General features: G+C 67.1%; 21 protein-coding genes. 1 reads left to right on the forward strand and 20 read right to left on the reverse strand.

What is annotated here, in order from left to right; all coding sequences use genetic code 11:
* Window positions 1–24: 24 nt before the first annotated feature.
* The 13 genes from Q0263_RS16605 to Q0263_RS16665 all read right to left on the reverse strand — a co-directional run bounded on the left by Q0263_RS16605 (window position 25) and on the right by Q0263_RS16665 (window position 16,131).
* Complete coding sequence (locus Q0263_RS16605) at window positions 25–1,338, reverse strand: aromatic ring-hydroxylating dioxygenase subunit alpha (RefSeq protein ID WP_298018676.1); 1,314 nt, start codon at window positions 1,336–1,338, stop codon at window positions 25–27.
* Between the two features lie 32 nt (window positions 1,339–1,370).
* Window positions 1,371–2,516 carry an ABC transporter substrate-binding protein gene (locus Q0263_RS16610; protein WP_298018680.1) on the reverse strand — a complete coding sequence of 382 codons (1,146 nt, stop codon included), beginning with the start codon at window positions 2,514–2,516 and terminating at the stop codon, window positions 1,371–1,373.
* Window positions 2,517–2,528: 12 nt separating this feature from the next.
* Complete coding sequence (locus tag Q0263_RS16615; protein WP_298018683.1) at window positions 2,529–3,695, reverse strand: ABC transporter substrate-binding protein; 1,167 nt, start codon at window positions 3,693–3,695, stop codon at window positions 2,529–2,531.
* A 167-nt stretch (window positions 3,696–3,862) separates the two neighbouring features.
* Complete coding sequence (locus Q0263_RS16620; protein ID WP_298018710.1) at window positions 3,863–4,600, reverse strand: SDR family oxidoreductase; 738 nt, start codon at window positions 4,598–4,600, stop codon at window positions 3,863–3,865.
* Complete coding sequence (locus Q0263_RS16625) at window positions 4,597–5,406, reverse strand: cyclase family protein (RefSeq protein WP_298018714.1); 810 nt, start codon at window positions 5,404–5,406, stop codon at window positions 4,597–4,599. The genes Q0263_RS16620 and Q0263_RS16625 overlap by 4 nt, the downstream gene beginning before the upstream one ends.
* 24 nt (window positions 5,407–5,430) lie before the next feature.
* Window positions 5,431–6,684, reverse strand: a complete 1,254-nt coding sequence (locus tag Q0263_RS16630; RefSeq protein ID WP_298018719.1) for an SDR family NAD(P)-dependent oxidoreductase — start codon at window positions 6,682–6,684, stop codon at window positions 5,431–5,433.
* Window positions 6,681–7,847, reverse strand: coding sequence for a thiolase family protein (locus tag Q0263_RS16635; protein ID WP_298018721.1), 1,167 nt, complete (start codon window positions 7,845–7,847; stop codon window positions 6,681–6,683). Before Q0263_RS16635 ends, Q0263_RS16630 begins: the two co-directional genes overlap by 4 nt.
* Window positions 7,847–9,472 (reverse strand): AMP-binding protein, encoded by a 1,626-nt coding sequence (locus tag Q0263_RS16640; RefSeq protein ID WP_298018724.1) that lies wholly within the window; start codon window positions 9,470–9,472, stop codon window positions 7,847–7,849. The genes Q0263_RS16635 and Q0263_RS16640 overlap by 1 nt, the downstream gene beginning before the upstream one ends.
* Window positions 9,473–9,485: 13 nt before the next feature.
* The gene (locus tag Q0263_RS16645; protein ID WP_298018726.1) at window positions 9,486–9,974 is read right to left on the reverse strand and encodes an aromatic-ring-hydroxylating dioxygenase subunit beta; all 489 of its coding nucleotides are present in this window, start codon (window positions 9,972–9,974) and stop codon (window positions 9,486–9,488) included.
* Window positions 9,975–9,985: 11 nt separating this feature from the next.
* Window positions 9,986–11,299 (reverse strand): aromatic ring-hydroxylating dioxygenase subunit alpha, encoded by a 1,314-nt coding sequence (locus tag Q0263_RS16650; RefSeq protein WP_298018729.1) that lies wholly within the window; start codon window positions 11,297–11,299, stop codon window positions 9,986–9,988.
* 54 nt (window positions 11,300–11,353) lie between these two features.
* Window positions 11,354–12,355 carry a PDR/VanB family oxidoreductase gene (locus tag Q0263_RS16655; protein WP_298018732.1) on the reverse strand — a complete coding sequence of 334 codons (1,002 nt, stop codon included), beginning with the start codon at window positions 12,353–12,355 and terminating at the stop codon, window positions 11,354–11,356.
* Window positions 12,352–13,938, reverse strand: a complete 1,587-nt coding sequence (locus tag Q0263_RS16660; protein ID WP_298018735.1) for an indolepyruvate oxidoreductase subunit beta family protein — start codon at window positions 13,936–13,938, stop codon at window positions 12,352–12,354. The genes Q0263_RS16655 and Q0263_RS16660 overlap by 4 nt, the downstream gene beginning before the upstream one ends.
* Window positions 13,939–13,965: 27 nt before the next feature.
* Entirely contained in the window at window positions 13,966–16,131 is a 2,166-nt protein-coding gene (locus tag Q0263_RS16665; RefSeq protein WP_298018738.1) for an indolepyruvate ferredoxin oxidoreductase subunit alpha, read from the reverse strand.
* A gap of 187 nt (window positions 16,132–16,318) precedes the next feature.
* Between Q0263_RS16665 and Q0263_RS16670 the strand changes: the two genes are divergently transcribed.
* Window positions 16,319–16,816 (forward strand): MarR family transcriptional regulator, encoded by a 498-nt coding sequence (locus tag Q0263_RS16670; protein WP_298018740.1) that lies wholly within the window; start codon window positions 16,319–16,321, stop codon window positions 16,814–16,816.
* A gap of 14 nt (window positions 16,817–16,830) precedes the next feature.
* Here Q0263_RS16670 and Q0263_RS16675 read toward each other — a convergent pair whose 3' ends face one another.
* Genes Q0263_RS16675 through Q0263_RS16705 form a run of 7 tightly spaced genes read right to left on the reverse strand, consistent with a single transcriptional unit; the run spans window position 16,831 to window position 24,633 of the window.
* Window positions 16,831–17,850, reverse strand: a complete 1,020-nt coding sequence (locus tag Q0263_RS16675; protein WP_298018743.1) for a 3-hydroxybutyryl-CoA dehydrogenase — start codon at window positions 17,848–17,850, stop codon at window positions 16,831–16,833.
* On the reverse strand, window positions 17,840–18,913 hold the full coding sequence (locus Q0263_RS16680) for an NAD/NADP-dependent octopine/nopaline dehydrogenase family protein (protein ID WP_298018745.1): 1,074 nt from the start codon (window positions 18,911–18,913) through the stop codon (window positions 17,840–17,842). The genes Q0263_RS16675 and Q0263_RS16680 overlap by 11 nt, the downstream gene beginning before the upstream one ends.
* A 49-nt stretch (window positions 18,914–18,962) precedes the next feature.
* Complete coding sequence (locus Q0263_RS16685) at window positions 18,963–19,412, reverse strand: thioesterase family protein (protein ID WP_298018748.1); 450 nt, start codon at window positions 19,410–19,412, stop codon at window positions 18,963–18,965.
* A gap of 24 nt (window positions 19,413–19,436) precedes the next feature.
* Window positions 19,437–20,603, reverse strand: a complete 1,167-nt coding sequence (locus Q0263_RS16690) for an acyl-CoA dehydrogenase family protein (RefSeq protein WP_298018751.1) — start codon at window positions 20,601–20,603, stop codon at window positions 19,437–19,439.
* A 1-nt stretch (window position 20,604) separates the two neighbouring features.
* Window positions 20,605–21,459, reverse strand: coding sequence for an enoyl-CoA hydratase family protein (locus Q0263_RS16695; RefSeq protein WP_298018779.1), 855 nt, complete (start codon window positions 21,457–21,459; stop codon window positions 20,605–20,607).
* A gap of 55 nt (window positions 21,460–21,514) precedes the next feature.
* Window positions 21,515–22,279: an SDR family NAD(P)-dependent oxidoreductase gene (locus tag Q0263_RS16700; protein ID WP_298018782.1), complete on the reverse strand. Its 765-nt coding sequence runs from the start codon at window positions 22,277–22,279 to the stop codon at window positions 21,515–21,517.
* Complete coding sequence (locus Q0263_RS16705) at window positions 22,276–24,633, reverse strand: bifunctional salicylyl-CoA 5-hydroxylase/oxidoreductase (RefSeq protein ID WP_298018785.1); 2,358 nt, start codon at window positions 24,631–24,633, stop codon at window positions 22,276–22,278. The genes Q0263_RS16700 and Q0263_RS16705 overlap by 4 nt, the downstream gene beginning before the upstream one ends.
* Between the last annotated feature and the right edge of the window lie 120 nt (window positions 24,634–24,753).

Here is a 24,753-nt window from a genome sequence, read left to right on the forward strand (position 1 = left end):
GGCCGTTCCCGGCAAGCGCGATCGCTATACGCTCGTTTCCATCCATCTGGCCCAGGCGCGGAACTGGTTGCGCATCAGCAATTCGTTGGTGCCATTGGTATCCGCCGTCTGTTCCCGCGGCTCGCCGGCCGCCCATCCGCGATGCAGGCTGACCCACTCGTTGCCCTCGGCGTGCAGGCCGCGCTGCATGCGTTCGAACAGATGGACGTCGTCGTGCGCCACCACGGACATGGGCGAAAAAACCAGGCGGTTGTAATTGACGGAACGCTGCAGCAGCACGTCGGGCGCGCCTTCCGCGCGAAAGCTCCAGGCCTCCACCAGGGTGCGGTCCACGGCCAGCGGCCGGATGACCCGCATCACCTGGGGCGATCCTTTGACGGACAGGCTCGGGAACAGGACCGCGTTCTGGGGCGAGAACCGCAGGACCTGATCGGCGCGCTCGGCGCCTAGGGCCTGGTTCAGGGCGGCTTCGTAATCGGCCAGCTGGGCATAGTTCGAATGGATGCTGAAGGCCGTCCCGAGCACGCTATGGCCGTTGGGAAACACGCGGCCGCCCATGCGGTCGAAAAAATCGTAGCCGGCGCCGAACGGCAGGATCTGCTCCATGGCCATCGGCTTGGGCGCATCGGCGGGCTGTCCCTGCCAGACCGCCTCGGCCGCCGCCGTCGCCGACTCGTGAGTCGACATGGGGTGGACCGTATCGTTGATGTTCTCCAGGTACATCTTCCAGTTGCAGCGGATGACGTTGCGCAGGACGCCGCCCGCCACCGTCAGGCGCCGTTCGGGAGAGCGATCCACCATGTCGTCCAGGGACTGCAGGCTGGGGCCGAAGTACGTTTCGAAATCGGGGCCTTCGGGCGCCAGGCGCACGAAGACGAAATCGCGGTAGACCCGGGACGCGGCGACCCGGCTCAGGCCATGGCCGGATTCGCAATCCGCCAGGCCTGTGCCTTCATAGCCCGGCTTCAGCGGCACGGCCAGCGGCGAACCGTCCAGCCGGTACGTCCAGGCGTGATACGGACAGCGCAGGAAGCGGCCCGCATTGCCGCACGGATCCGAACACAGCTGGGCGCCCTTGTGCGCGCAGCGGTTGTACAGCACCGCCACGCCGCCGTCGGGCTGGCGCACCATCAACAGGGGTCGGCCCGCGATGTCCAGCGTGCGATAGTCGCCGGCATCGGGAATTTCGCTGGCATGGCCGGCGTATTGCCAGGTGCGGGCGAAAAAGCGCTCCCGTTCCAGTTCGAACAGTTCGGGATCGACGTAGAGGTCGCGGTGCACGCGCCGGTCCTGCACCAGGGCGCGCACGGCATCGGGATCTTCGCGGTATCTGGACATGGGTTCTCCTTCTCCGGGTCAATCCCGTGGCGTCACTGAGCCAGCTTCCAGTGGCCTTTTTCCATGCGCACCACCACCACGGCGCGCTGGTCCGACCCATAGCGGCTGTTGGACGAGAAGTTGTAGATGCCATGCGTGCCGACCACGTCGTGCGTGGACAGGATGGCTTCTTTCAGGGACTGCCGGTAGGCTTCGGTCCCGGGCTCGCCGGTCGCCCGCTTGGCGGCGTCGGCCAGGACCAGGTAGGCGTCGTAGGTGTAGGCGGAGAACGCATCCACGGGCGCCGAGCCATTGGTCTTTTCATAGGCTGCGCGAAAATCCATGGAAACGGCGCGGATGGGATTGTCCTTGGGCAGCTGTTCGGCAACCAGCACCGGGCCGCTGGGGACCTCCAGGCCTTCGATGGCGCTGCCGGCCACGCGCACGAAATCGGCGTTGATCAGGCCGTGCGTGCCATAAATGCGGCCCTGGTAATTGCGCTTCGCCAGTTCCAGGTAGGGCAAGGCGCCCGGCGTGCCGGAATTCCCGGCGAACACCGCGTCGGGACGCTTGGCGACGATCTTGAGGATCTGGCCGGCGACGGACATGTCGCCGCGCGCATAGCGTTCATTGGCCACGACCTCGATGCCCTTGTCCCGGGCGCTCTGGACCAGGCAGTCGTAGGCGATGTCGCCCAGGGCGTCCGAGAAACCGATGAAGGCCACGGTTTTCACGCCCGAGACCTTCATGCGGTCGACCACCGCCGACACCATCAGGCAAAACGGCTGCGACACCGACACCGTCCAGTCGTTTTCCTTGCCCGGCAGGGAAAGCGGGGTCGGCGAGATCAGGGGCACCTTCAGGTCGCGGGCGACGCCCGCGATCGCCATGGCGCCCGGCACGCCGGAAGTGCCGATCAGCACGTCCACCTTGTCCTCGGCCGCCAGCTTGCGCGCATTGCGCGCCGCCGTCGTCGGATCGGAGGCGTCATCCAGCACGATCAGATCCACTTGATGGCCCGCAATCACGGGATGTTCGGCGTGCGCCGCGCGAATGCCCTTTTCGTAAGGCACCCCCAGCGCGGAAACGGGGCCGGAGAGCGAACTGATGACGCCGACCTTGAGGTTCGCCCCCATCGCCGGATAGGACAATGCGGTTGCAGCCGCCAGGACTGCCGTGGGAAGGATGCGCGCAAGCATAGGAGTCTCCGATCAGGGTTGCAGGACCCACTTGCCGTTTTCGAGCTTCACGATGACCCGCGAGCGCTCGTCGGAACCATAGCGGCTGTCCGGCTTGAAGTTGTACACGCCATGGGTGCCCACCAGTTCCTTGGTGCTGGTGATGGCGTCGCGCAGGGCCACGCGGAACTCGGGAGTCCCCGGCTGGGCTTTGGCGGTTGCGCGCTTGGCCGCATCCAGGAAAATCAGCCAGGCATCGAAGGAATAGGCGGAAAAGGCATCCACGGCCGGTTCCCCGTTGGCCTGCTGATAGGCCTTGTGGAATTCCAGGGCCACCTTGCGGATCGGATTATTTTCAGGCAGTTGATCGGCCACGATGACGGGGCCGGTCGGCGCGAGCAGGCCGTTCACGGCACTGCCGCCCACCCGCACGAAATCCGGGTTGATGAGGGCGTGGGTGCCATAGATCTGGCCCTTGTAGCCCCGCTGCGCCAGTTCCAGGTAAGGCAGCGCCCCGGGCGTCCCGGACGTACCCGTGATCACGGCATCCGGACGCTTGGCCACGATCTTCAGCACCTGGCCCGCCACGGACGAGTCCGCCCGCGCGTACCGTTCGTTGGTGACGACTTCGATGCCGTCTTCCTTGGCGCGCTTGGTCAGTGCGTCGTAGACCAGGTCGCCCCAGGCATCGGAGAAGCCGATGTAGCCGACGGTCTTGACGCCCGAAGCCTTCATGCGGTCGACCACCGCGCCGACCATCAGGGGCGCCGGCTGCGGCACCGTGACCATCCACGCGCCCTCTTCGCCCGGAAGATTGGCATTGGCGATGGAAATCAGGGGAACCTTGTTTTCCCGGGCCACGGCGGCGATGGCGAGCGCCCCGGGCGAGCCGGCCGTGCCGATGATGGCGTCGACCTTGTCTTCGTTGATGAGCTTGCGCGCATTGCGCGCGGCCGTGCTGGGATTGGAGCCGTCGTCCAGCTTGATCAGCTCGACCTTGCGGCCATCGACCTTGGACTGAAACTCATACGCGGCCTTGATGCCTTTGTCGTAGGGAATCCCGAGCGAGGACACGGGCCCCGACAGGGACGTGATGAATCCGACCTTGTAGTCGGCTGCGTGGGCGCCGGGCGCCATGGCCATCGCACCGACCGCAGCGGCTGCCGCGGTCAGGGTGCGCAATGAACGAAACGATGTCATATTGAACTCCTCCGGTCATGGATACGCACCGCTGGCGCCGGACATGAGAAACCGTCTCTGCATGAACCCGAAGCACCTTAGTGCATTACTTTTCAAATATTCACACGTAAAGCAGTTTAGCGAGTCAATTCCGCGCCGACAAGCGAGGGTAAACCACGATCTCCAATTCAAATTGTGAGCGTTCCCACACTGGAACCGCCGCACACGTACAACACCTGCCCGGTGATGAAACTGTTGGCCGGTTCGGCGAAGAATCGCACGGCCCGCGCGACGTCGGCGGGTTCGCCGAGACGCTTGACCGGGATGCCGGCGGCCAGCGCCTTTTCGCGCTCGCTGCCCGCGTCCACCACGTCGTAGAACATGTCGGTGCGGACGGGGCCGGGGGCGACTACGTTGACCGTGATGCCGCTGGCGGCGAGTTCCAGCGCCCAGGTCCGCGCCATGCCCATCATGCCCGCCTTCGTCGCCGAGTAGCTGGTGCGGGTCGGCAGCCCCAGCGCGGCCCGCGAGGACAGGAGCACGACGCGGCCGAAGTGCGCGGCCTGCATGGCGGGCAGCGCCGCCTTGAGCAGATGGATGGCGCTGCCCAGATGCAGGTTCACCAGCGCGTCCAGATCGCTCAACTGCACCTCGGGCAGCAGCGCCGCGCGGATGACGCCCGCGTTGTGCACGATGGTGGTGATTTCGAAGCGGCGCGCCAGTTCGGCCGCCGCCTGTTCCGTGGCCTTGCGGTCGATGAGATCGACCTCCAGGCTGTGGAGGCGCTCATGCCGGATGTCGCAGGGCCTCCGGGCCAGGGACACCACTTCCCATCCGCCTTCGAGCAGATCTTCGCAGATCGCCTTGCCGATGCCGGCGCTGCCGCCGGTCACGACCGCCACGCCGCGTTGCCGATCCGCCGTCATTGTCCGTCTCCCACCAAGGCCAGCACGCGCAGCGGACTGCCGCTGCCTTTCTCGATCTTCAGGGGCGCGCAGAACAGCACGGCCCCCGCGGCCGGCAGCAGATCCAGGTTGCACAGGCACTGCAGGCCATACCGCCCCGCCCCGTGCATGAAGTAATGGCAGGGGTACGGGGGCAGCAGGTGATAGCCCTGGCCCGCGTCCGTGCCGATGGCCTCGGAACCGAATCCCCGGACGTCGCGCTCTTCGATCAGGAAACGCACGGCCTCCGTGCTGGGGCCGGGGGTGTGCTGGCCGGTCTCGTCGAAATTCTGATAGGCCTCGGGATCCTGCCGCTTGGACCAGTCGGTCCGCATCAGCACCCAGGCGCCGGGCGGAATGCGGCCGTGCTCGGCTTCCCAGTCCTGGATGTCCTGGACGGTGAGCAGGTAGTCCGGATCGTCCTTGACCTCGGGCGAGCAATCGATGACGCAGGCGGCGCCCACGAAATGCTGGGGGGGAATCGTATCCACGGAGTTATGGGGCAGGTCCCTGCCCGAAATCCAGTGGATCGGCGCGTCGAAGTGGGTGCCGGTATGTTCGCCGCAGGAGAAATTGTTCCAGTACCAGCCCGGACCCCGTTCATCGTATTTGGACACTTCTTCGATGCGGAAAGGCCAGCACTGGCCCATCTCGGGCGGCAAGGCGATCTGCGGGAATTCCGGGGTCAGGGTCTGGGTCAGGTCGATGACGCGGATGCTTCCGCCGGCCAGGCCGTGGGCCAGTCCCGCCAGCACCTGGGCGCTGCTCAGTGTTTCGGTCGCTTTCATGTTCGTTCCTCGTGATGCTGTCTTTCAGCCGCCATTGACCGCCAGTTCGCGCTCCAGGACCTTGGGGTTCTCCCGCCAGCGCTCCAGCCATTCCTTGGCGACGTCGCCGGGATAGACGTCCTCGACGCCGTCGCGCAAGGCCTTGACGATGGCATTGGCGATGGACTGGGGCGTGAGCTTGGGCGGCAGCATGTGCTGGTTCCATTCGTCGTCGATGGGGCCCGGAAAGACGTTGACCACGCGGATGCCCGCCTGCCGCATCTCCGCCCGCAGGCACTGGGCCAGCGAATAGGCGGCGGCCTTGCTGGCGCTGTACGTCCCGTGCGACGGGAAGTTCGACAGCGCGTAGATGGACAGGATGTTGACCCAGGCCGAGGCGCTGTCGACGCCGTCGGCCGAGCGCCCTTTCAGGGCCGGCCCGAATTCCTGCGCCAGGCGCAGGAGGCCGAAATAATTGATGTCCATCTCCATCTTGGCGACGTCCGTCCCGCGCCGCGCGGCGATGCCGTACGTGCGGTGGAATTCGGCGTTGTTGATGAGGATGTCGACCTTGCCTCCGATGGAGCCCGCGATCCGGCTGACGCCGCGGCCGTCGGTCAGGTCCAGCGGCACCAGCGTGACCTGAGGCAAGGCGCTGATGTCCTCCAGGCCGCCGAGATTCTTCCAGGGTTCCGCATGGCCCACCCACACGGTTTCGGCGCCCGCCTTGATCACCGCCCTGACGATGGCCTGCCCGAGCTCCGTCTTGCCGTCGGTCACCAGGACCTTGCGAAATTTGGGATCGCTTGTCATTTCACGCAGCATCTTGTCGTCCGCCATATGAGCACTTCCTTCCATTGGAAAACCGATCAGGACCGCCTGGCCCGCCCTGTCCAGACGGGCGCCCACCCGGACGCGCTGCGGGGCTTCCCCCACTTCGCCATGCAGGTGCACCATCAGCGTCGGGCCGGCATCCAGATGCACGAAGCCCAGGCGCCAAGGGAGCCTTTCACGAAAAAACAGATCATTGCTGTGATGCAGGGTCGTGGCGCTGATCAGTTCGCCCTCGCCGCTCTGTTCGCGCCAGCGCATGTTCGCCGAGAGGCATTTGTGGCAGGCGGCGCGGGGCGGATACTGGACCGCGCCGCAATCCTGGCAGACCTGCAGCTCGAAGCGGCCTTCGGCCGCCGCCGCCGTGATCCCCAGCGCAATGCGCCCCCGCGCAGCGGGCGGTAGATTGATCTGCCGCGTGCGCAGGACCGGATTCTTGCGCTTGGGCTTCATGAGAGGCATCGTCATTCGCTTTTCCCCAAAATCACCGCTCCGGTGCACAGACAGAAGTCGTACGTCACCATCCCGAAGCCGGCCACCAGGCCCAGGCTCGCATCCGGCACCTCGCGCCCCTGGGCCTGGTCGGTCAGCTGGCGGATGGTTTCGGTCATGCCCAGGAAGCCCCCGGCCGCGCCCGCCTGCCCCGCGGAGAGCTGGCCCCCGCTGGTGTTGCACGGGAAGCTGCCGTCGTACGTCAGCGTGTGGGCGCGCACGAACTCGGGCCCCTCGCCCTTCTCGCAGAATCCGAGGTCTTCCATGTGCATCATGACGATCACGGGATAATCGTCGTAGGCCTGCAGGAAATCCAGATCGCCCGGCGAAACGCCGGCCTGGGCGTACAGATCGTCGCGGTCCATGCGCCAGCCGCCCCGCACCATGATCGGATCGTCGGCATAGGCGTTGTGCCGCTCGATGGCGCCGCGCACGACCGCATACGGCAGGCCGAGGTCCCGGGCGCGCTCGTCGCTCATGACCAGGAAGGCCTCCGCCCCCGCGCACGGCATCACGCAATCGAACAAGTGCAGGGGCTCGGCGATCGGCCGCGCGTTCATGTATTCGTCCAGGGTGAGCGGCTTCTTGAAGACGGCATGGGGGTTGGACAGCGCGTTGTGGCGCTGCGCCACGGCCAGCCGCCCGAAGTCTTCGCGCCGGGCGCCGAACTGGCGCATGTAGTGCGCCGTGATCATGGCGAACACGGAGTTCGGGCCGCCCGATCCATAGGGATAAGTGGCGTCCCGGGCGAAATTGCTGAACGAGCCCAGGGTCTGCCTGAACGAATCCACATGATTGGTATCGGCCGCCACGCAGGCCACCACGTCCGCATCCCCGGCCTGCACCGCGCGGGCCGCCCGCCGCAGGCACATCACCCCGGAAGCGCCGCCCGTCGGCACGTGATCCAGCCAGCGGGGCGACAGCCCCAGATGCTGGGTGACGCCCACGGCCGTATCCGGCGCCAGCGAGAAGCTGGACAGGCACAGGCCGTCGATCTCGTCCTTGGAAATGCCGCTTTGCCGGACCAGCTCGCGCAGCGCGCCGCCGATGAACCAGTGCGCCCCCCGCGTCGAAAACCGCTGGTAAGGCACCGTCACCGGCACCGCCACCGCCACGCCTTCATATCCTTTGCGCGCCATCAGACCTGTCTCCTTTTCATGGAACGCGTATCGAAGCAGCCGCCTTCGGACAACAGGGAAAGCGCCAGCTGCTTCAGCGCGCCACGCTGAATTTTCTGGGAAGTGGTCAGCGGCAGGGCATCGACGAAGGCGACATACCCCGGCGCCTTGTAATAGGCGAGCTGCGCCAGGGCGTGGCGCACGATGCTCTGCGCCAGGCTTTCGTCCGCCGCGACGCCGGCATTTTCATTGAGCACGATGCAGGCCATGACCTCGTCGCCGCGCACCTCGTCGGGCGCGGCCGCCACGGCGGACAGGCGCACCGCCGGGTGACGGTTCAGAACGCTTTCCACTTCCACGGCGGCGATGTTCTCGCCGCTGCGGCGGATCACGTTTTTCTTGCGATCCACGAAATAGAGGCTGCCTTCGCCATCCCGGCAGACGACGTCGCCGGTGTGAAACCAGCCATCCGCCCAGGCCGCGTCGGTCGCCGCCTCGTCCTTCAGGTAGCCGCGAAAGAAATAGCGCCGGGGGTCCCCGCCGCTGGAACGCACCAGCAATTCGCCCGGCGTCCCGTCCGGCACGTCGCTGCCGGCGTCATCGACCAGGCGGATCTGCACGAAATCCTCGCAGCGCCCGAAGCAGCTGGTGCCGACGTGGCGGGGCTCCTTGTCGGCCATGATGCAGGCCGCCGCGCCGGTTTCCGTCATGGCCCAGGCTTCCACCAGCGGGAAGCCGAAGCGCTCTTCGAAAGGAGCGTGGTTCTTCTTGTCCACGCCGGCCCCGAAGCCCCAGCGGATCCGGTGATCCCGGTCGGCCGCCGGCGGCGCCGACAGCAGCATCGCCGGCATCACGCCCAGGTAATGGACGATGGTCGCCCCGCAGACGCGCGCGCTTTCCAGCCAGGATTTCGGGTGGAAGCGGTCGAGCTGGATCAGGCAGCCGCCCGCCACCAGCACCACCATGGTGGAAAACGCCATGGCATTGACGTGATTGAGCGGCAGCGGCGTCATCACGCGTTCCTGGTCGCGCCGATAGGCGCAGACCCCGCCCAGCTCCGAATACCACTGCCCCGCCCGCAGGAAGTAGGCGTTGTCCAGCATGCAGCCCTTGGGGCGCCCCGTCGTGCCCGACGTATACAGCAAGGCGCATTCCGTCCCCGAGCCCACCGGCATGCCGGCCAGCGGCGCCGGCGACGCGGGAGGCGGGACGGGCAGGTCGTCCGCCGTCATCGTGCGCACGGAACGGCCCGCCTCGCGGGCGGCTTCCCGCAGATCGTCCAGGCGCTGGGGCAGGCTGACGATCAGCCCGACCTCGCTGTGCCCGATCAGGTAGCTGAGCTCGGCCAGCCGCATCTCGGCATTGACCGGCACCACGCTGACGCCCAGGGCATTGAGCGCCAGCCAATGGTACAGAAAGGCCGGCCGGTTCTCGAGCAGCAGGCCGACCCGGTGGCCATGGCCCCAACCGGCCTCGGCGTACGCCCGGCGCAGGCGCTCGACCTGTTCCCGCGCCTGGCGCCAGGTCGCGGTCCCTTCGGGGATGCCGTAGGCCTGCGCGGTCACCGCTTCCGTGACCAGGAAATCCCGGCCTGGCGTGCGGTCCGCCGTCGCCGCGAACGCATCATGAATGCTTGAATGATCCATACCCGTCCGCGCGTCAAAGGAACAGCTGGATGGCGGGCAGAGCAGCGTCGCTGTTGATCAGGTTCACCCGCTTGAGCGTCATCCTGAGCGCGCCGTCTTGCACCGTCAGGTGGTGCCAGGCGGTTCCCACCAGGAACTGCAGGTCGTCCCCCTGCGATTCGGTGTAGTGGAAAGGCGTGCGCAGCACGAAACGGTTGGCGGCGGCGTCCATGTCCTCGATGCCGGGCGGCTGGAGCACGTGCAGGCTGCGGCTGGGAGGCTGCTGAGCATAGGCGCGGGGGCTCTTCAGCCGCTCGATGCGCAAGTCGCGCAACAGCTTGTCCTCATACAGATGGGAGGTGTAATTGACGCCGTCGGGCTGGTCCGGCGTCAGGGGCACCCAGTAATAGGCCTCGTCGGTGAACAGCGCATTCCATTCCTCGAAGCGCTTTTCATCCAGCAGCCTGGCCTCATGAACGACGAAGTCGATCAACTGCTGCGCCTGAATCGTATCGGGGGTCATCGGAAGTCTCCTTACATCGTCAGGGTCATGTGGTGCGCCCAGGACCGGAACTGGTTGCGCATGGGCAATTCGCTGGTGCCGATCACGGTGTTTTCCTTGTTCTGCTCTTCGCCTTCCACGTAATTGCGATGCAGGCTGATCCAGTCGTTGCCGCTGGCGCGCAGCCCCTTCTGGATCTGGCGGTAATTGTGGATGTCGTCGTGGCCCACCACGGAGAACGGCGAATTGATGAGCCGCGTGTACATGGTGGTGCGCTGCAGCAGCTCGTCGGGCGCGCCTTTCAGCCGGAAGGTCCAGCTCTCGATCACCGTCCTGTCCGCCGAAATCGGCTTGGCCACCCGGATCGCCTGGATCGCGCATTTGGTGGTGAGATTCGGGAAACACACGGTATTGTGCCGGGCCATGTCGAGGATTTTCCGGGTGCGTTCCTCTCCGTAGGCGGCGACCAGGGCTTCCCGATATCCGGGAATATCCGAGTAATCGCTGTGGATGCTGAAATTCACGCCATCGACGCTGTGGCCGTTGCGATGGGCCCAGATGCCCGAATCCTCGAAGAACTTGTAATCGGACATGAAGGGCACGAACTGCTGGACCGCCATGGGCTTGGGCGCGTCGGCCGGCTTGTCGGCCCACAGAGCCTTGGCCGTGCCCGCCGAACTTTCGTGCGTCACCATGGGATGCATGGTGTCGTTGAGGTTCTCGACGAACATCTTCCAGTTGCACTCGTGGGTATAGCGCAGACAGCCGCCCGCCACTTCCAGTTCGCCTTCCGGCGAACGGTCGGCCATATTGTCGAGGGAAGACAGCGTGTCCCCGAAGTATTCCTTGAAGCCCTCGCCGGCGTCGTTCAGCTTGATGAAGATGAAGCCGCGATAGACCTCGACGTTCTCCACCGGGACCAGGCCCTTGGACGCCTCGCATTCGGGCAGCCGGGTGCCTTCGTAGCCGCTCTTCAGGGGGATGGACAGGATCGAGCCATCCATCTTGTACGTCCAGGCATGGTAGGGGCAGCGAAAGAACTTGCCGGTGTTGCCGCACGGGGCGCTGACCACGCGCGCGCCCTTGTGGGCGCAGCGGTTCATCAGCACGCGGACCGACCCGTTGGCCTGGCGCACGATGATCAGCGGGCGCCCCGCCACGTCGTTGGTGATGTAATCGCCCGGCTTGGGGATCTGGCTGTCGTGGCCCACGTAGTTCCAGGTGTTCGCGAACAGATGTTCCTGTTCGAGTTCGAACAGCTCCTGGCTGATGTAGAGGTCTCGATGCACCTGATCGGGGCGCACCAAGGCCCGCACGGCATCAGGATTTCCACGGTATGAGCTCATAGTTCACTCCTCAAAACGGTCACTGACGGACTCGATCACGATTGGAATGGGGGACTACAGATCCAGCACCAGCCTGGCGCCCTTCGCCCGGGACACGCAGATCTGCATGACGGCGCCGCTGTCCTTTTCCGACTGGGTCAGGACGTAGTCGCGATGATCCACCTCGCCTTCCAGGACGGTGACGGTGCAGACCCCGCACTCGCCGCGCTTGCAGTCGTACAGGGGATCGCAGCCGTGTTCGATCAGGCAGTCCAGCACGGTCTGGTCGGCCGGCACCGTGAATGTCAGCCCCGACTGCGCCAGTTCGACTTCGAAGGCATGGTCGCCCTCTTCGGCCACCGCCGGGGTGAACAGCTCGAAATGCACGCGGCCCGGCGCCCACCCCTGGGCGTCCGCGGCGGCGAGCACGGCATCCAGCATGGGGCGGGGCCCGCACACATACAGCATGTCGTCCGGCCCGCAGTCCTTCAGCAGGGCGTCGATGTCGAAGACCACGCCGGCGCACTCGTCGTCGGCATGCACGCGCAGATCGTCGCCCAGCAGGGACTGGAGCGGCTCCATGAAGGCCATCAGGCCGCGGCTGCGGCCCGCGTAGTGCAGGCGCACGGAGCGGCCCTGCGCGCGGCAGCAGGCGGCCATGCTGGACAGCGGCGTGATCCCGATGCCGCCCGCCAGCAGCACCGTGGCGCCGCCGCACTGGCGCAAGGCGAAATTGTTGACCGGCGCGCGCACCCGCAGCAGGTCCCCCGGCTGCAGGTCTTCGTGCATGAACCGGGACCCGCCCCTGCCCTGCGCCTCGCGGCGCACCGCGATGGTGTATGCATGGGGGGACGCGTCGGCCCCGCCGCCGTGTTCCAGGTCGATCAGCGAATAATGGCGCCAGTCCGACGCGCCGTCGGCCAGGCGCACCTGCACCTGGATGTGGGCCCCCGCGGTCCAGGGCGGCAAGGCCGCGCCGTCCGGGGCCTCCAGACGGATCAGGCGCACCAGGGGATTCAGGACCCGCGCCTCCGCGACCTTCAAGGTGAATTCAGGAGGAACCGTGACGGAGTTCATGGGAACAGACCTTCAATGGGAAACGAGTGGCGCTGGAGGCATTCGCGCAGCCGGTTGCCATGCTCGTCGGCAAGCGCCGCGTCGCGCAATTCCTTCAGCGTGGCCGGCGCCAGGGCATGGGTGTGCTGGTCGACGACCGTCATCAGTCTTTCGTAGTTCCGCAGCCCGCGGGCATGCGTGTCGCCATAGCCCTTGACCAGGCGCTGGCACCTGGCCGTTTCCAGCGCCAGGACAGGATCGACGGCGGCCAGGGCGCGCACGCGGTCCAGCCAGGCCTCGATCCGCGCATTCTCGAGCTGGTAGCGCAAAGTGCGGCGGCGCCACGGCGTGATGCGCGCCAGGACGTACAGCAGCAGGAATCCCCCTAGGGAACTGGTCTTGACGACCTTGCCCTTGCGCGTGAAATGCACGATCAGGCGATGCAGGGCATGGGGTTTGGCCAGCCAGCGGCCCAGGCCGGCCGGCAGGGTTTCGCAGATTTCCTCGATCCTGGGGTGCATGAACTCGGCGATGTCGAGCACCTGATCGCCGCCGACCTTGACCTCGTCGCGGACCCGGCTGAAACGGCTGGCCCGCGTCTTCAGGTCCGCCACGCGGATCGTGTCCTCGTAAGACATCCACAGGGCCAGGTGGCGGCCGGTCTCGCGCAGCAGTTCCGGGCCGTTCCCGCCCGGCGCCGACGCCAGCGCATCGAGACGATCCAGGTACAGGCCCGCATACGCGGCGTCCTGGTAATCGATCAGGCGGCGCACCCCCGCCAGGAGAATTTCCTGCAGGTCTTCCGGACGGTCCCGCAGGCGTTCCACGAGCCTGGCCACGTCGGGATGCGCGGGCGCGACGCCGTCCAGGGGCGACCCAGCCGATGGCGACCGGACCGGTTCCACGTCCTCGGCCGCCGGGTCGGATGCCAGGGTCTCGACCCTGGCCTTCACCGTGGGCCTGGCCCCGGTGGAGCGGCTGTCCTGCGCCCCCGCATAACCCGCGTCGAAAGCCTTCAGGCTGGCCTTCACGCCCACGCCGCCGCGCTCGATGGTGTCCTCGAACTGCTGGCGGTTGAAGGGCAGCACGCCCACCCCGCTCAGAGCGCCGAAGAGAACGGCGCTGATGACGCTGCCGGACTGTTCCGCCGCCTGCGCCATGTCGAAGCGCACGAATCTGCCCGCGGCCCGCTGCGCCTGGCGCAACAGGACTTCGCTGTCCGCGCGGCCGTCGCCCATGGCCGATTTTTCGGTGATGGAATACACGCGATGCGTGGAAGCCACCAGGGTCGTGCGGTCCGGCGTCACCAGGCCGCGCTGGACCGCGCGGCCGGCTTCCATGAGTTCGGACGCCAGGACGATGTCGACGTCCCCGGGCATGGGCGCCTGCGCCAGCACGGGCGCGCGGGCGCCCGGCTCGTCGGCGCCGGGGAAGAGTTCGATGTAGTAGATGGTGGCGCCGGTCCGCTGAGCCACGCCGGGCACCGAGGTGGTCTGGGCGAACCAGCCGTTTTCTTCGCCGAGATCGACGATCCAGTCGGCAAGCACCCCGCCGCCTTCGCCGCCCATGGCGAGAATGGCAATCTTGATGGGCTCAGCAAGCATGACAAGGCTCCGGCAATATCAATGGGATCAGCAGGCGAAACGCGCCCGGCGCCGGGCCTCGGCCCGCTGCAGGCGATCAATGACCCACGACCGGACGCGCAGGCGGAAGGTGTCCCAGGCGCTGGGGTTGCTGATGATCTGCGCCCGGTAGAACGAGGGGCACAGCACGGCGGCATGAGCAACCTCGCCGCAATGGCCGCACCCCACGCAGCTGTCCAGCACGGACGCCACTGGGTCGCGGCGCAAGGGATCGGGGTTCTCCTTGATCGTCAGCGAGGGGCAGCCCGACAGGCGGATGCAGGAGTGGTCGCCCGTACAGGTATCCGGATCGACGCCGAAACGTTCGCGCACCACGCGCTTGCCCTCGGCGATGGCCTTGCGCCGCTGGGGTTTTTCCCGGCGCTGGCGGTTGAGCATGCATTCGCTCTGGGCGATCAGCACCTTGGGACCCTTGCGCGGGGTCGTCAGCGCTTCGCGCAGGGCGGAGGTCATGGCCTGCAGGTCGTAGGTGCGCTTGACGGTGCGCACCCACTCCACCCCGACGCCCTTCACCGCCGCCTCGATTTCATGGCCGGTGCTGCGGGTGGGGTTGTGCGCGCGGGACGAGGGGATGTCCTGGCCGCCCGTGGCCGCGCTGTAGTTGTTGTCGACGATGACCGTCAGGTTGTCGCTGCGGTTGAACACGGCATTGGCCACGCCGCTGGTCAGGCCGTTGTGCCAGAAGCCGCCGTCTCCCATGATGGAGATGGCCCGCTTCGTGGTCGGCTCGCTGCCCGGAGCGACATTGAAGGCCGCCGCGCTGGCGGCGCCCAGGCCGTAGCCCATGGTCGTGCTGCCGATATTGAACGGCGGCAGGATGGAAAAGAGCTGGCAGCCGATGTCGGCGCTGATGTGGTGGACGCCCAGTTCGCGTTCGACCAGCTTGATGGCCGTGAAAATGGGGCGTTCGGGACAGCCGGTGCACAGCCCGGGCGGGCGCGGAGCCACCGCGGAATCCAGGGGAGGCAGCGCGTCGTCCGCGTTCGGGGCGGCCACGGCCGGCACCGCCGGCGCCGCCGGTTCGGCGAAACCATACTGCGACAGGAATGCCCGGACGCCGGCCAGCACCGTGGCGGTGTTGTAGTCCCCCGCCATGGGCAGAACGTCCTTGCCGTGCAGGGCCGTGTCGCGTCCCAGCCTGCGCAGGATGTCGGCCACGTTCTGTTCCATGAAGTTGGGCTGGCCTTCCTCGACGATCAGGATCGCGCGCTTGCCTTCGCAGAAGCGGTCGAATTCCGCATCCACCAGCGGGTAGGTCACATTCATGACGTAGAGCGGGATCTTCGTATCGCCGTAGACGTCGGCCAGGCCCAGCCGCTGCAGGGCGCGGATGACGGAGTTGTAGACGCCGCCCTGCAGCGCGATGCCCACGTCGGCGGCGTCTTCCGCGAAGAATTCATTGAGCGCGCGTTCCTGGATGAAACGCACGGCGGCCGGCCAGCGCTGTTCGACTTTCTCGCGCTCGTGCAGGAAGCTGGCGGGCGGCAACACGATGCGATCCACGTCGCGCACGGGATTTTCCAGCGCATCCCTGACCGTGAATGCGGGCGGCCGGTTGTCGGACGCCAGAAACTGCCCATGCAGGTGACAGGAGCGGATGCGCATCTGCAGCATGACCGGCGTGTGGCTCGCCTCGGACAGATCGAACCCGTCCTTGACGGCCTGCACGATACAGGGCAGATTGGGGCGCGGATCGAGCAGCCACATCTGGGATTTCATCGCGAAGGCGTGGCTGCGCTCCTGCATGATGGAGGATCCCTCGCCGTAGTCTTCGCCGACGATGACCAGCGCCCCGCCGGTCACCCCGCCGGAAGCCAGATTGGCCAGCGCATCGGACGCCACGTTGGTGCCCACCGTGGCCTTGAACGTCACGGCGCCGCGCAGGGGGTAATTCACGGACGCCGCCAGCGTGGCCGCCGCGGTCGCCTCGGAGGCGCTGTTCTCGAACCGGATGCCGTATTCCGCCAGGATGTCCTGGGCATCGGCCAGCACGTCCATGAGATGGGAAATGGGCGCGCCCTGGTAGCCGCCCACATAGGCCACGCCCGATTCCAGCAAAGCCTTGGTGACAGCCAGAATGCCTTCGCCGCGAAACACCTCGCCTTCGGACAGGCGCAGTTTTTTGACTTCCTCGACGAACGATCGCTCAGCCATGAGAGTGCTCCAATGTACCGCCGCCACCACAACGTACGCGGACGTGCGGGGACGGTCAACGCTGCATGGCGCCATTATGTTTATATCTAAACATATCCACAATCATGAATTACCCTAAGGGCGGCAGGAGCGGAAGCGGACATAGAATACGGGGCAACGCCTATTGACCGCTTCTTTGCGGAATCCGATGACAAGCGCACAAACAAGCCGCCCCCTGCACTTCACCGACGATTACCTGCCCGCCCTGCTGGCGCTGGCCAGCGCGCTCATTTCCGGCGAATTCCACAAGGTCGTGCGCGCCCACGGGTTTTCCGTCTCCGAGTGGCGCATCATGGCGTCGCTGGCGGACAGCAAGCCCATCAGCATCGGCGAACTGGCTCACATGGCGGTCGCCAAGCAGCCCACCGTCACGCGGCTGCTGGACCGCATGGCGGCCCGCGGACAGATCGAACGCCTGCGGCATGAAAAGGACAGGCGCATCACGCTGGTGCGCATCACGCCGGAAGGCCGCCGGTCCGTGCAGCAGCTGATCGACCTGGCGCGCGAGCACGAGCGCCAGGTCCTGGAACCTTTTGGCCTGGCCCGCGCGGAGGAACTGAAAAAGACGCTGTGGCAGATCGTGGAACTGCACTCGGCGAAATCCCGCCGGGACCACGACGCGGAACCCGTCGCGGCGGAGGACTAGGCGCGACCGCCGTCTCAGGAAAGCGTCTCGTCCGAAGGCGGCCGGAACAGCCCGGCATGGCGCACCATGCCCACGGTGCGTTCCAGCACGTCCCGGCGGTAGGCCGCCAGATCCCGTCCCTCGTAAGCGTAGAAACCCGAGCCCGTCTTCAGCCCCAGCCTGCCCTGGGCCATCATGTCGCCGATGATCGCGGGCGCGGCGTAGCGCTGCGGATCCAGACTGTCGGCCATGGCCCGGCTGGCGTGGTGCAGGATGTCGCAGCCCCCGAAATCGATGAACTCGACCACGCCCAGCGCGGCGAACCGCAGGCCCAGGCCATAGCGCGTGGCCCGGTCGATGTCCTCGGGCGTGGCGGCGCCCTCTTCCACCATGCGGGCGGCCTCGTTCATGATCAGCGCCTGCAGCCTGGGGACGATGTAGCCCGCGGACGGCCCGCACACGACGGGCTGCTTGCCGATGGATTCCAGGATGTCCCGCGTCCGCGCCAGGACCTGCGGATCGGTGCCGGCATGGCAGCTCAGTTCGACGACGGGAATGACATAGGCCGGATTGAGCCAATGCATGTTCATGAACCGTTCGGGGCGGTCGACCAGCTTCGCCATCTCGTCCACCGGCAAGCTGCTGGTGGTCGAGGTCAGGATGGCGCGCCCGGCGCAGTGGCGGTTGATGAACTCGAACGCCTCGCGCTTGGCGTCGAGCGTCTCGGGCACGCACTCGAACACCATGTCCGCCGCCGCCAACGCATCGGCGGCGCCGGGGGCGCGCACCAGTTCGATGCGCCCCGCCAGATCCGCCAGCCGCGCGGGGTCCAGCACCCCCAGTTCCACCAGGCCGCGCAAGGCGCCCTCGATTTCCGCCGCGACCTCGGCCGCCAGCCGGCTCCAGGCCTGTTCGTCGCGCCGCCGCAAATCGAGCAGCGCAACCCGGTGGCCCGCATAGGCGAAGGCCAGGGCGATGCCCCGCCCCATGCGCCCCGCCCCCACGGCGGCGAAACGGGGCGGGGTCCCCGGGGCGCGATCCCGTTCAGTCGCCATTGCTCAGTCTCCCGCCCAGTTCCTGCGGGGGCAATTCCGCGAGTCCGAGCGCCTCGAGGCTGCGCGGGCCTCGCAGCAGATCGCGCCCGAGGAAACCGCCCACGATCGCCAGCAGGCCGTGCGCGATCGGCGCCTGGACGCCCACATACCGGGCGGCGGAGGCCAGCAGGCTCAGGCCGAGCTCGGTGTCCTCCGCGATGTAGCGATGGCTGTACAGATCGATGTTCTCGCGCCAGTCGCCGGATTTCACCAGCTGCTTGTGCGCATCCCCGTACATCCAGCGGTCGTTGTTGTAATGGTCGGCCAGGGGATAGTGCGGCGCGCCGTAGCCCAGGGCTTCCCGCACCGCCATGCGTTCCTGGTCCAGGCGGTCGGTCACGTCCCGGACCGCGCGCTGGGTCCCTTCGTTGTGGATGTCCCAGCGCTCGAAATGCTGCAGGGGCGCCGCATTCATCACCATCAGCGGCGGATGGATGATGGGGCCTGCGTTCATGAGGGCGCCCGACAGGGCATTGCCGCACGGATGCACGGCGGGATAGGCCCGGCGAAGGACCTCGATGGCGTGCGCTTCCTGACGCAGGGGATACACTCCCGTCGGCAGGCGGATCGCGCGGATGGTCACATTGACCTCCCGGTCCCCGTGCTTGCGCGCCAGGTATGGCAGCGTGCCGGTCTCGGCCCAGGCCACGTCGGCCCGATTGCCCGCCTCACGCACGATGCGCGCCATCACGTAGCTGCCGAAGGTGCCGGGCGGCAGGAAGACGACCTGCCCGTCCACCAGGTGCGGGGCCATGGCCGCCGCCACGTCCGCCTGGGCCGTCGCCGGCAGGGGCACGACGATCAGCTCGGCGCCCGACAGGACCTTGCCGATGTCCGCCGACGCCAGGGCGATGGGCACGTCGCGGGAGCCCTGCGCATCCTTCAAGGTGATGCCGCCGGCATCGATCACGGGCTGCAGGGCGCGCACGTCGCGCCGCCACAGACGCACATCATGGCCCGCCTCCGACAGGTCCGCCGCCGCGGCATAGCAACCATGCCCGCCACCCAATACAGCTATTTTCATGATGTCTCCTTGGAACTGCCCGGCCGCGGCCGTCGTGGTTGGGGTCGTATCAGTCTTGCAACGCGCCGACGCCGTTTTGCCAGGCCGTCAGCGCATCGCGGATGTCGACGGCCATGTCGGCCGCCTTATGGGAATTCAGATCCGTGAAGACCAGCACCTGCCGCGAGGCCACCCGCAGGACCCCGTCGCTGCAGGCATCGAGGTTCAGGCTCAGGGACTTGCGCCCCACCCGCTCGACCTCCAGTCCGAACACGAGCCGGTCCCCCATGCGGGCGATGGCCCGGAAATCGCACTCCAGGCGCACGATGGGCAAGCCGATCCGGCGCGGCCCCAGCATGTCCGCGTAGGAAATGCCCAGCCCTTCCGTGAACCAGTCTTCCACCAGTTGGTTGAACAGCACCAGGTACTGGGGAAAGAAGACGATGCCCGCCGGGTCGCAATGCGAGAACCGGATGTTGCGCCGACGCTCGAAACGCCGCGGTGTCGCCGTATCGTGCACTGCCGTCTCCTTGGGCCCCGCGTCTCAGGCCTGTGCGGCCCGCAGCAGTTCGCGGGCGATGATCAGTTGCTGAACCTCGGTCGCTCCCTCGTAAATGCGCAGGGCGCGAATCTCGCGGTACAGGCGTTCGACCGGCTGCTCGCTGACCACGCCCAGCCCGCCGAACATCTGCACGGCGGCGTCGATGACCCGCTGGGCGTTTTCGGTGGCGGTCAGCTTGGCCATGGCCGCCTCGCGGGTCACCGTGCGTCCCTGGTCGCGCATCCAGGCCGCCCGGTAGGTCAGCAGCGCCGCGCTGTCTATGGCCGTGGCCATCTGGGCCAGACGGGCCTGGGTCAACTGGAAATCGGCCAGCACGCCCTTGAACATGCGGCGCGACTGCGCCCGCGCCAGCGCTTCGTCCATGGCCCGGCGCGCGAAGCCCAGCGCGGCCGCCGCCACGGAGGTGCGGAACACGTCCAGCGTCCGCATGGCCACCTTGAAGCCTTCGCCGGGCGCGCCCAGACGCTGGCTGGCGGGGATGCGGCAATCCTTGAACCGCAGGCGCGCCAGGGGATGCGGGGCGATCACCTCGATGCGCTCGGCAATGTCGAAGCCCGGCGTGCCGGCCTCGACGATGAAGGCGGAAATCCCGCGCGACCCCGGCGCCTCGCCCGTGCGGGCGAACAGCACATAGAAGTCGGCGATGCCGCCGTTCGAAATCCAGGTCTTCTCGCCGTCGAGCACGTAATGATCGCCGTCGGCGCGCGCCGCGCAGGACATCGCGGCCACGTCGGAACCGGCGTCCGGCTCGGACAGGGCGAAGGCGCTGATGGCCTGGCCCGAGGCCACCCGGGGAAGATACCGCTGCCGCTGCTCGGGCGTGCCGTGCAGCGAAATCGCCCCCGACCCCAGGCCCTGCATGGCGAAGGCGAAATCCGCCAGGCCGGAATGCCGGGCCAGCGTTTCGCGGATCAGGCAGATGGCCCGGGTATCGATGACGTCCGCGGCGCCGCCATGGGACGTGCCCGCCACCGCGTGACGCAGCCATCCGTCGGCGCCCAGCGCCGCCACCAGGGCGCGGCACTGCGCATCCACGTCCCGGCCGTGCGACTGGCTGACGTGCTCCGCCGCCCAGGCATCCAGGGACAGGGCCAGTTCGCGATGGCGATCCTCGAAGAACGGCCAGTCGAGAAACGAAGTGTCGGCCATCTCAGTTCCCCTCGAATTGCGGTTTCTGCTTGGCGACGAAGGCGTGGTAGGCGCGCGAGAAATCTTCGGTCAGCATGCAGATCGTCTGCGCCTGGGCCTCGGCCTCGATGGCCTGGTCGATGGTCATGGACCATTCCTGGTGCAGCATGGTCTTGGTGATGCCGTTGGCGAAGCTGGGGCCCTGCACCAGTTGTCCGGCCAAGGCCTGCGCGTCCGCCAGCAGGGTCCCGGGTTCGCACAGGCGGTTGAAGAACCCCCAGCGCTCGCCTTCTTCGCCGCCCAGCGCCCGGCCCGTGTACAGCAGTTCGCTGGCGCGGCCCTGGCCGATCAGGCGCGGCAGGATGGCGCACGCGCCCATGTCGCAGCCGGCCAGGCCCACGCGATTGAACAGGAACGCGGTCTTGCTGCGCGCCGTGCCCAGGCGCAGGTCGGACGCCATGGCGACGATGGCGCCCGCCCCGGCGCAGACGCCGTCGACGGCGGCCACGATAGGTTGCGGGCAGGCGCGCATGGTCTTGACCAGATCGCCGGTCATGCGGGTGAACATCAGCAGTTCGGGCGCCTTCAGGCGCACCAGCGGTCCGATGATTTCATGGACATCGCCGCCCGAACAGAAATTGTCGCCGGCGCCCGACACCACCACCGCCTTGACGTCGGGCGCCCACTTGAGCTGGTGAAAGAGGTCGCGCAATTCGGCATAGCTGTCGAACGTGAGGGGATTCTTGCGCTCCGGACGATTCAGGGTGATGGTGGCCACCCCGTCCCGGACTTCCCACAGGAAGCGCGCGGCCTGATACCCCGCCATGGGGCGGCGGTTGCCCGCCAGGAGTTGCGGATCAATACGTTCGTCGATCATGGGGGAGTTCTCCAGTAAAAAACGGACACGGCCCGGCATGGCGGCATGCCGGCCGCTACATGACTTCGCCGCCGCTGACGGAAATGGATTGCCCGGTCACCGCGCCGGCGCCCTCGCCGCACAGCCAGGACACGGCATCGGCCACTTCATCGGGCGCGACCAGGCGGCCCTGGGGGTTGGTCTTCACGAATTCGGCGCGCGCGGCTTCCTCGCTGCGGCCCGTCCTGGCCACCACGCGCGCCACGCTCTCGCGCACGATGTCGGTATCCGCATACCCGGGGCAGACGGCATTGACCGTAATGCCCTTGGCCGCCAGTTCCAGCGCCAGGGATCGGGTCAGGCCCACGACGCCATGCTTGGCGGCGCAATAGGCCGACACATAAGCGTAGCCCTTCTGCCCGGCCGTGCTGGCGACGTTGACGATGCGCCCCCAGCCGGCCTGCAGCATGTCGGGCAGCACCGCCCGGCTGCACAGCATGGGGCCGGTCAGGTTCACGTCCAGCATGCGCTGCCACAGGGCCGCGTCCATCTTCAGGAACGCCGCGCTTTCCGCCTGGCCGGCGTTGTTGACCAGCACCTGGATGGGACCGAAGCGGTCCCTGGCCTGGGCCAGAGCCTGTTCCAGCTGCGCCGCATCGGCGACGTCCGCCGCGACCGCGTGGAGGCCTTCCGGATCGGTGGCGGCCAGCTGCCGGCCCGAGGACAGCGTGCGGCTCAGGATCGTGACCCGGCAGCCGTCCGCCCGCAAGCGCCGCACGATGGCCGCGCCGATCCCCCGGCTACCGCCGGTGACCAGGGCGTGGAGAGCGGCCGCGCTCATAGGGACGCCTGCCCCGCCGCGTGGCGCAGCGCCTGTTCCTGCATCGCATGTTCGCGCTCGAACAGGGTTTCCATCTGGCGTTTCCCCTGGAAGTACTGCTGGGGCCACGCGACGTCGGTGTAGCCGATCTTGGCGGCCTCGGTCAGCGTCCAGGCCGGATTGGCCAGGTGCGGCCGGGCCACCGCGCACAGGTCCGCGCGGCCGGCGGCCAGGATGCTGTTGATGTGGTCGGCCTCGCTGATGGCGCCCACGGCGATGGTCGCGATGCCGGCTTCCTGGCGGACCCGATCGGCCATCGGCGTCTGGTACATGCGCCCGTACACCGGCTTTTCCTGCTTGCTGACCTGGCCGGAGGAACAGTCGATCAGATCGGCCCCCGCGGCCTTGAAGGCCCGGGCGATCTCGACCGCGTCTTCCGGCGTGGTGCCGCCTTCCACCCAGTCCGTCGCGGAAATCCGCACGGACATGGGTTTTTCCTGGGGCCAGAGCGCCCGCATGGCGGTGAAGATCTCCAGGGGGTAGCGCAGGCGATTGGCCAGCGTGCCGCCATATTCGTCGGTGCGATGATTGGTCAGCGGCGAAATGAAGGCCGACAGCAGGTAGCCGTGGGCGCAGTGCAGTTCCAGCCAGTCGGCGCCGATCTCGATCACGGCGCGGGTCGACGCCAGGAACTGTTCCTTGACTTCGTCCATGTCCTGGCGCGTCATTTCGCGCGCCACCTGGCTGACGCCCTCCAGATACTGCTGCGGCGAGGCCGAGATGATGGGCCAGTTGCCTTCGGGCAGCGGCAGGTCGGTGCCGTCCCAGGCCCGGCGCGTGGAAGCCTTCGCGCCCGCATGGCCGAGCTGCATGCCGAAGCGGGCATCGGTATGGGCATGGATCCAGTCGGCGATGCGCTTGAAGGCGGCGGTGTGTTCCGGCCGGTAAAGCCCCGGGCAGCCCGGGGTGATGCGCCCTTCCGGGCTGACGCAGGCCATCTCGGCGAACACCAGGCCGGCGCCGCCCATGGCCCGCGCGCCCAGATGCACCAGGTGGTAATCGCCCACCAGGCCGTCTTCCGCGGAATACTGCGCCATGGGCGAGACGACCACCCGGTTCTTCAGCGTCAGGCCGCGCACGGTATACGGCGTGAACATGGGGGGCGGCGGCGTGCGGCCATCCGGCACCGCCAGGCCATCGCGTTGCGCGAACCAGCGCTCGTACCCTTCCAGCCAGTTCCTGTCGCGCAGGCGCAGATTCTCGTGGCTGATCCGCTGGCTGCGCGTCAGCATGGAATACATGAACTGTTCGGGTTCGAGCTGATCGCAATAGCGCCGGCCGCAGACCTCGAACCATTCCATGGCGTTCCAGGCGGCGTTCTGCAGGCGCAAGGTCTCGACCCGGCGGGCTTCCTGATAGGCGGTCAGCACTTCGGGAATATGGGCGGGCGTGTCGCCCAGCAGCTTGAACTGGCGGGTCAGTTCGATGGCGTCCTCGATCGCGAGCTTGGTGCCCGAGCCGATGGCGAAGTGGGCCGTGTGCACGGCGTCGCCCATCAGCACGACGTGGCTGCCGTGTTCGTTGCGCAGCCACCAGTGTTCGCACACCACCCGCTGGAAATTCAGCCAGGCCGAGCCCCGCAGATGCCGCGCATTGGAAATCAGCGACTCGCCCTGCAGGTTGTCGGCAAACAGCTTTTCGCAGAACGCGATCGACTGGTCCTGGTCCGCCTGGTCCAGACCATGCGCCTTCCAGGTCTCTTCCGTGGTCTCGACGATGAAGGTCGAGGTGCTGTCGTCGAACTTGTAGATGTGCGCCTGGAACCAGCCGTGTTCGGTACGCTGGAAATCGAAGGTGAAGGCATCGTACAGGCGATGGGTGCCCAGCCAGATGTAGCGATTCGGGCGGGTGACGATGTCGGGCCGGAAGACGGATTCGTACTTCCTACGCACGACGGAATTGACGCCGTCGGCGGCGATGATCAGGTCCGCATCCGGGTAGTCGGCATCCGACGCCACATTGGTTTCGAACACCAGCCGCACGCCCAGCGCCTCGCAGCGCGCCTGCAGGATGTTCAGCAGCTTCTTGCGCCCGATGCCCACGAATCCGTGGCCGCCCGAGCGGATGCTGCGCCCCTTGAACAGCAGTTCTATGTCGTCCCAGTGGTTGAAGGCGGCCTGGATCTCGTCGGCGGTTTCCCGGTCCCACTGCCGCATGTTGTCCATGGTGATGTCGGAAAAGACCACCCCCCAGCCGAACGTGTCGTAGGGCTTGTTGCGCTCGACCACCGTGATGTCGTGGGCAGGATCCAGTTTCTTCATCAGCAAGGCCAGATACAGGCCCGCAGGCCCACCGCCGATGCAAACAATCTTCATGCTGCGTCTCCTGAGACCCGGCTTGTCGGAAGGGTTGGCGTCCCGGCCTGCCGTCAATTAATTTAGTTTCTGTTAATTTAAAAGTAAACTAATTGGGTGTCAACTGGGGGTTTTTGCACC

Origin of the sequence: uncultured Castellaniella sp., from assembly GCF_937988725.1 — a bacterium.
GTDB lineage: Bacteria > Pseudomonadota > Gammaproteobacteria > Burkholderiales > Burkholderiaceae_B > Castellaniella.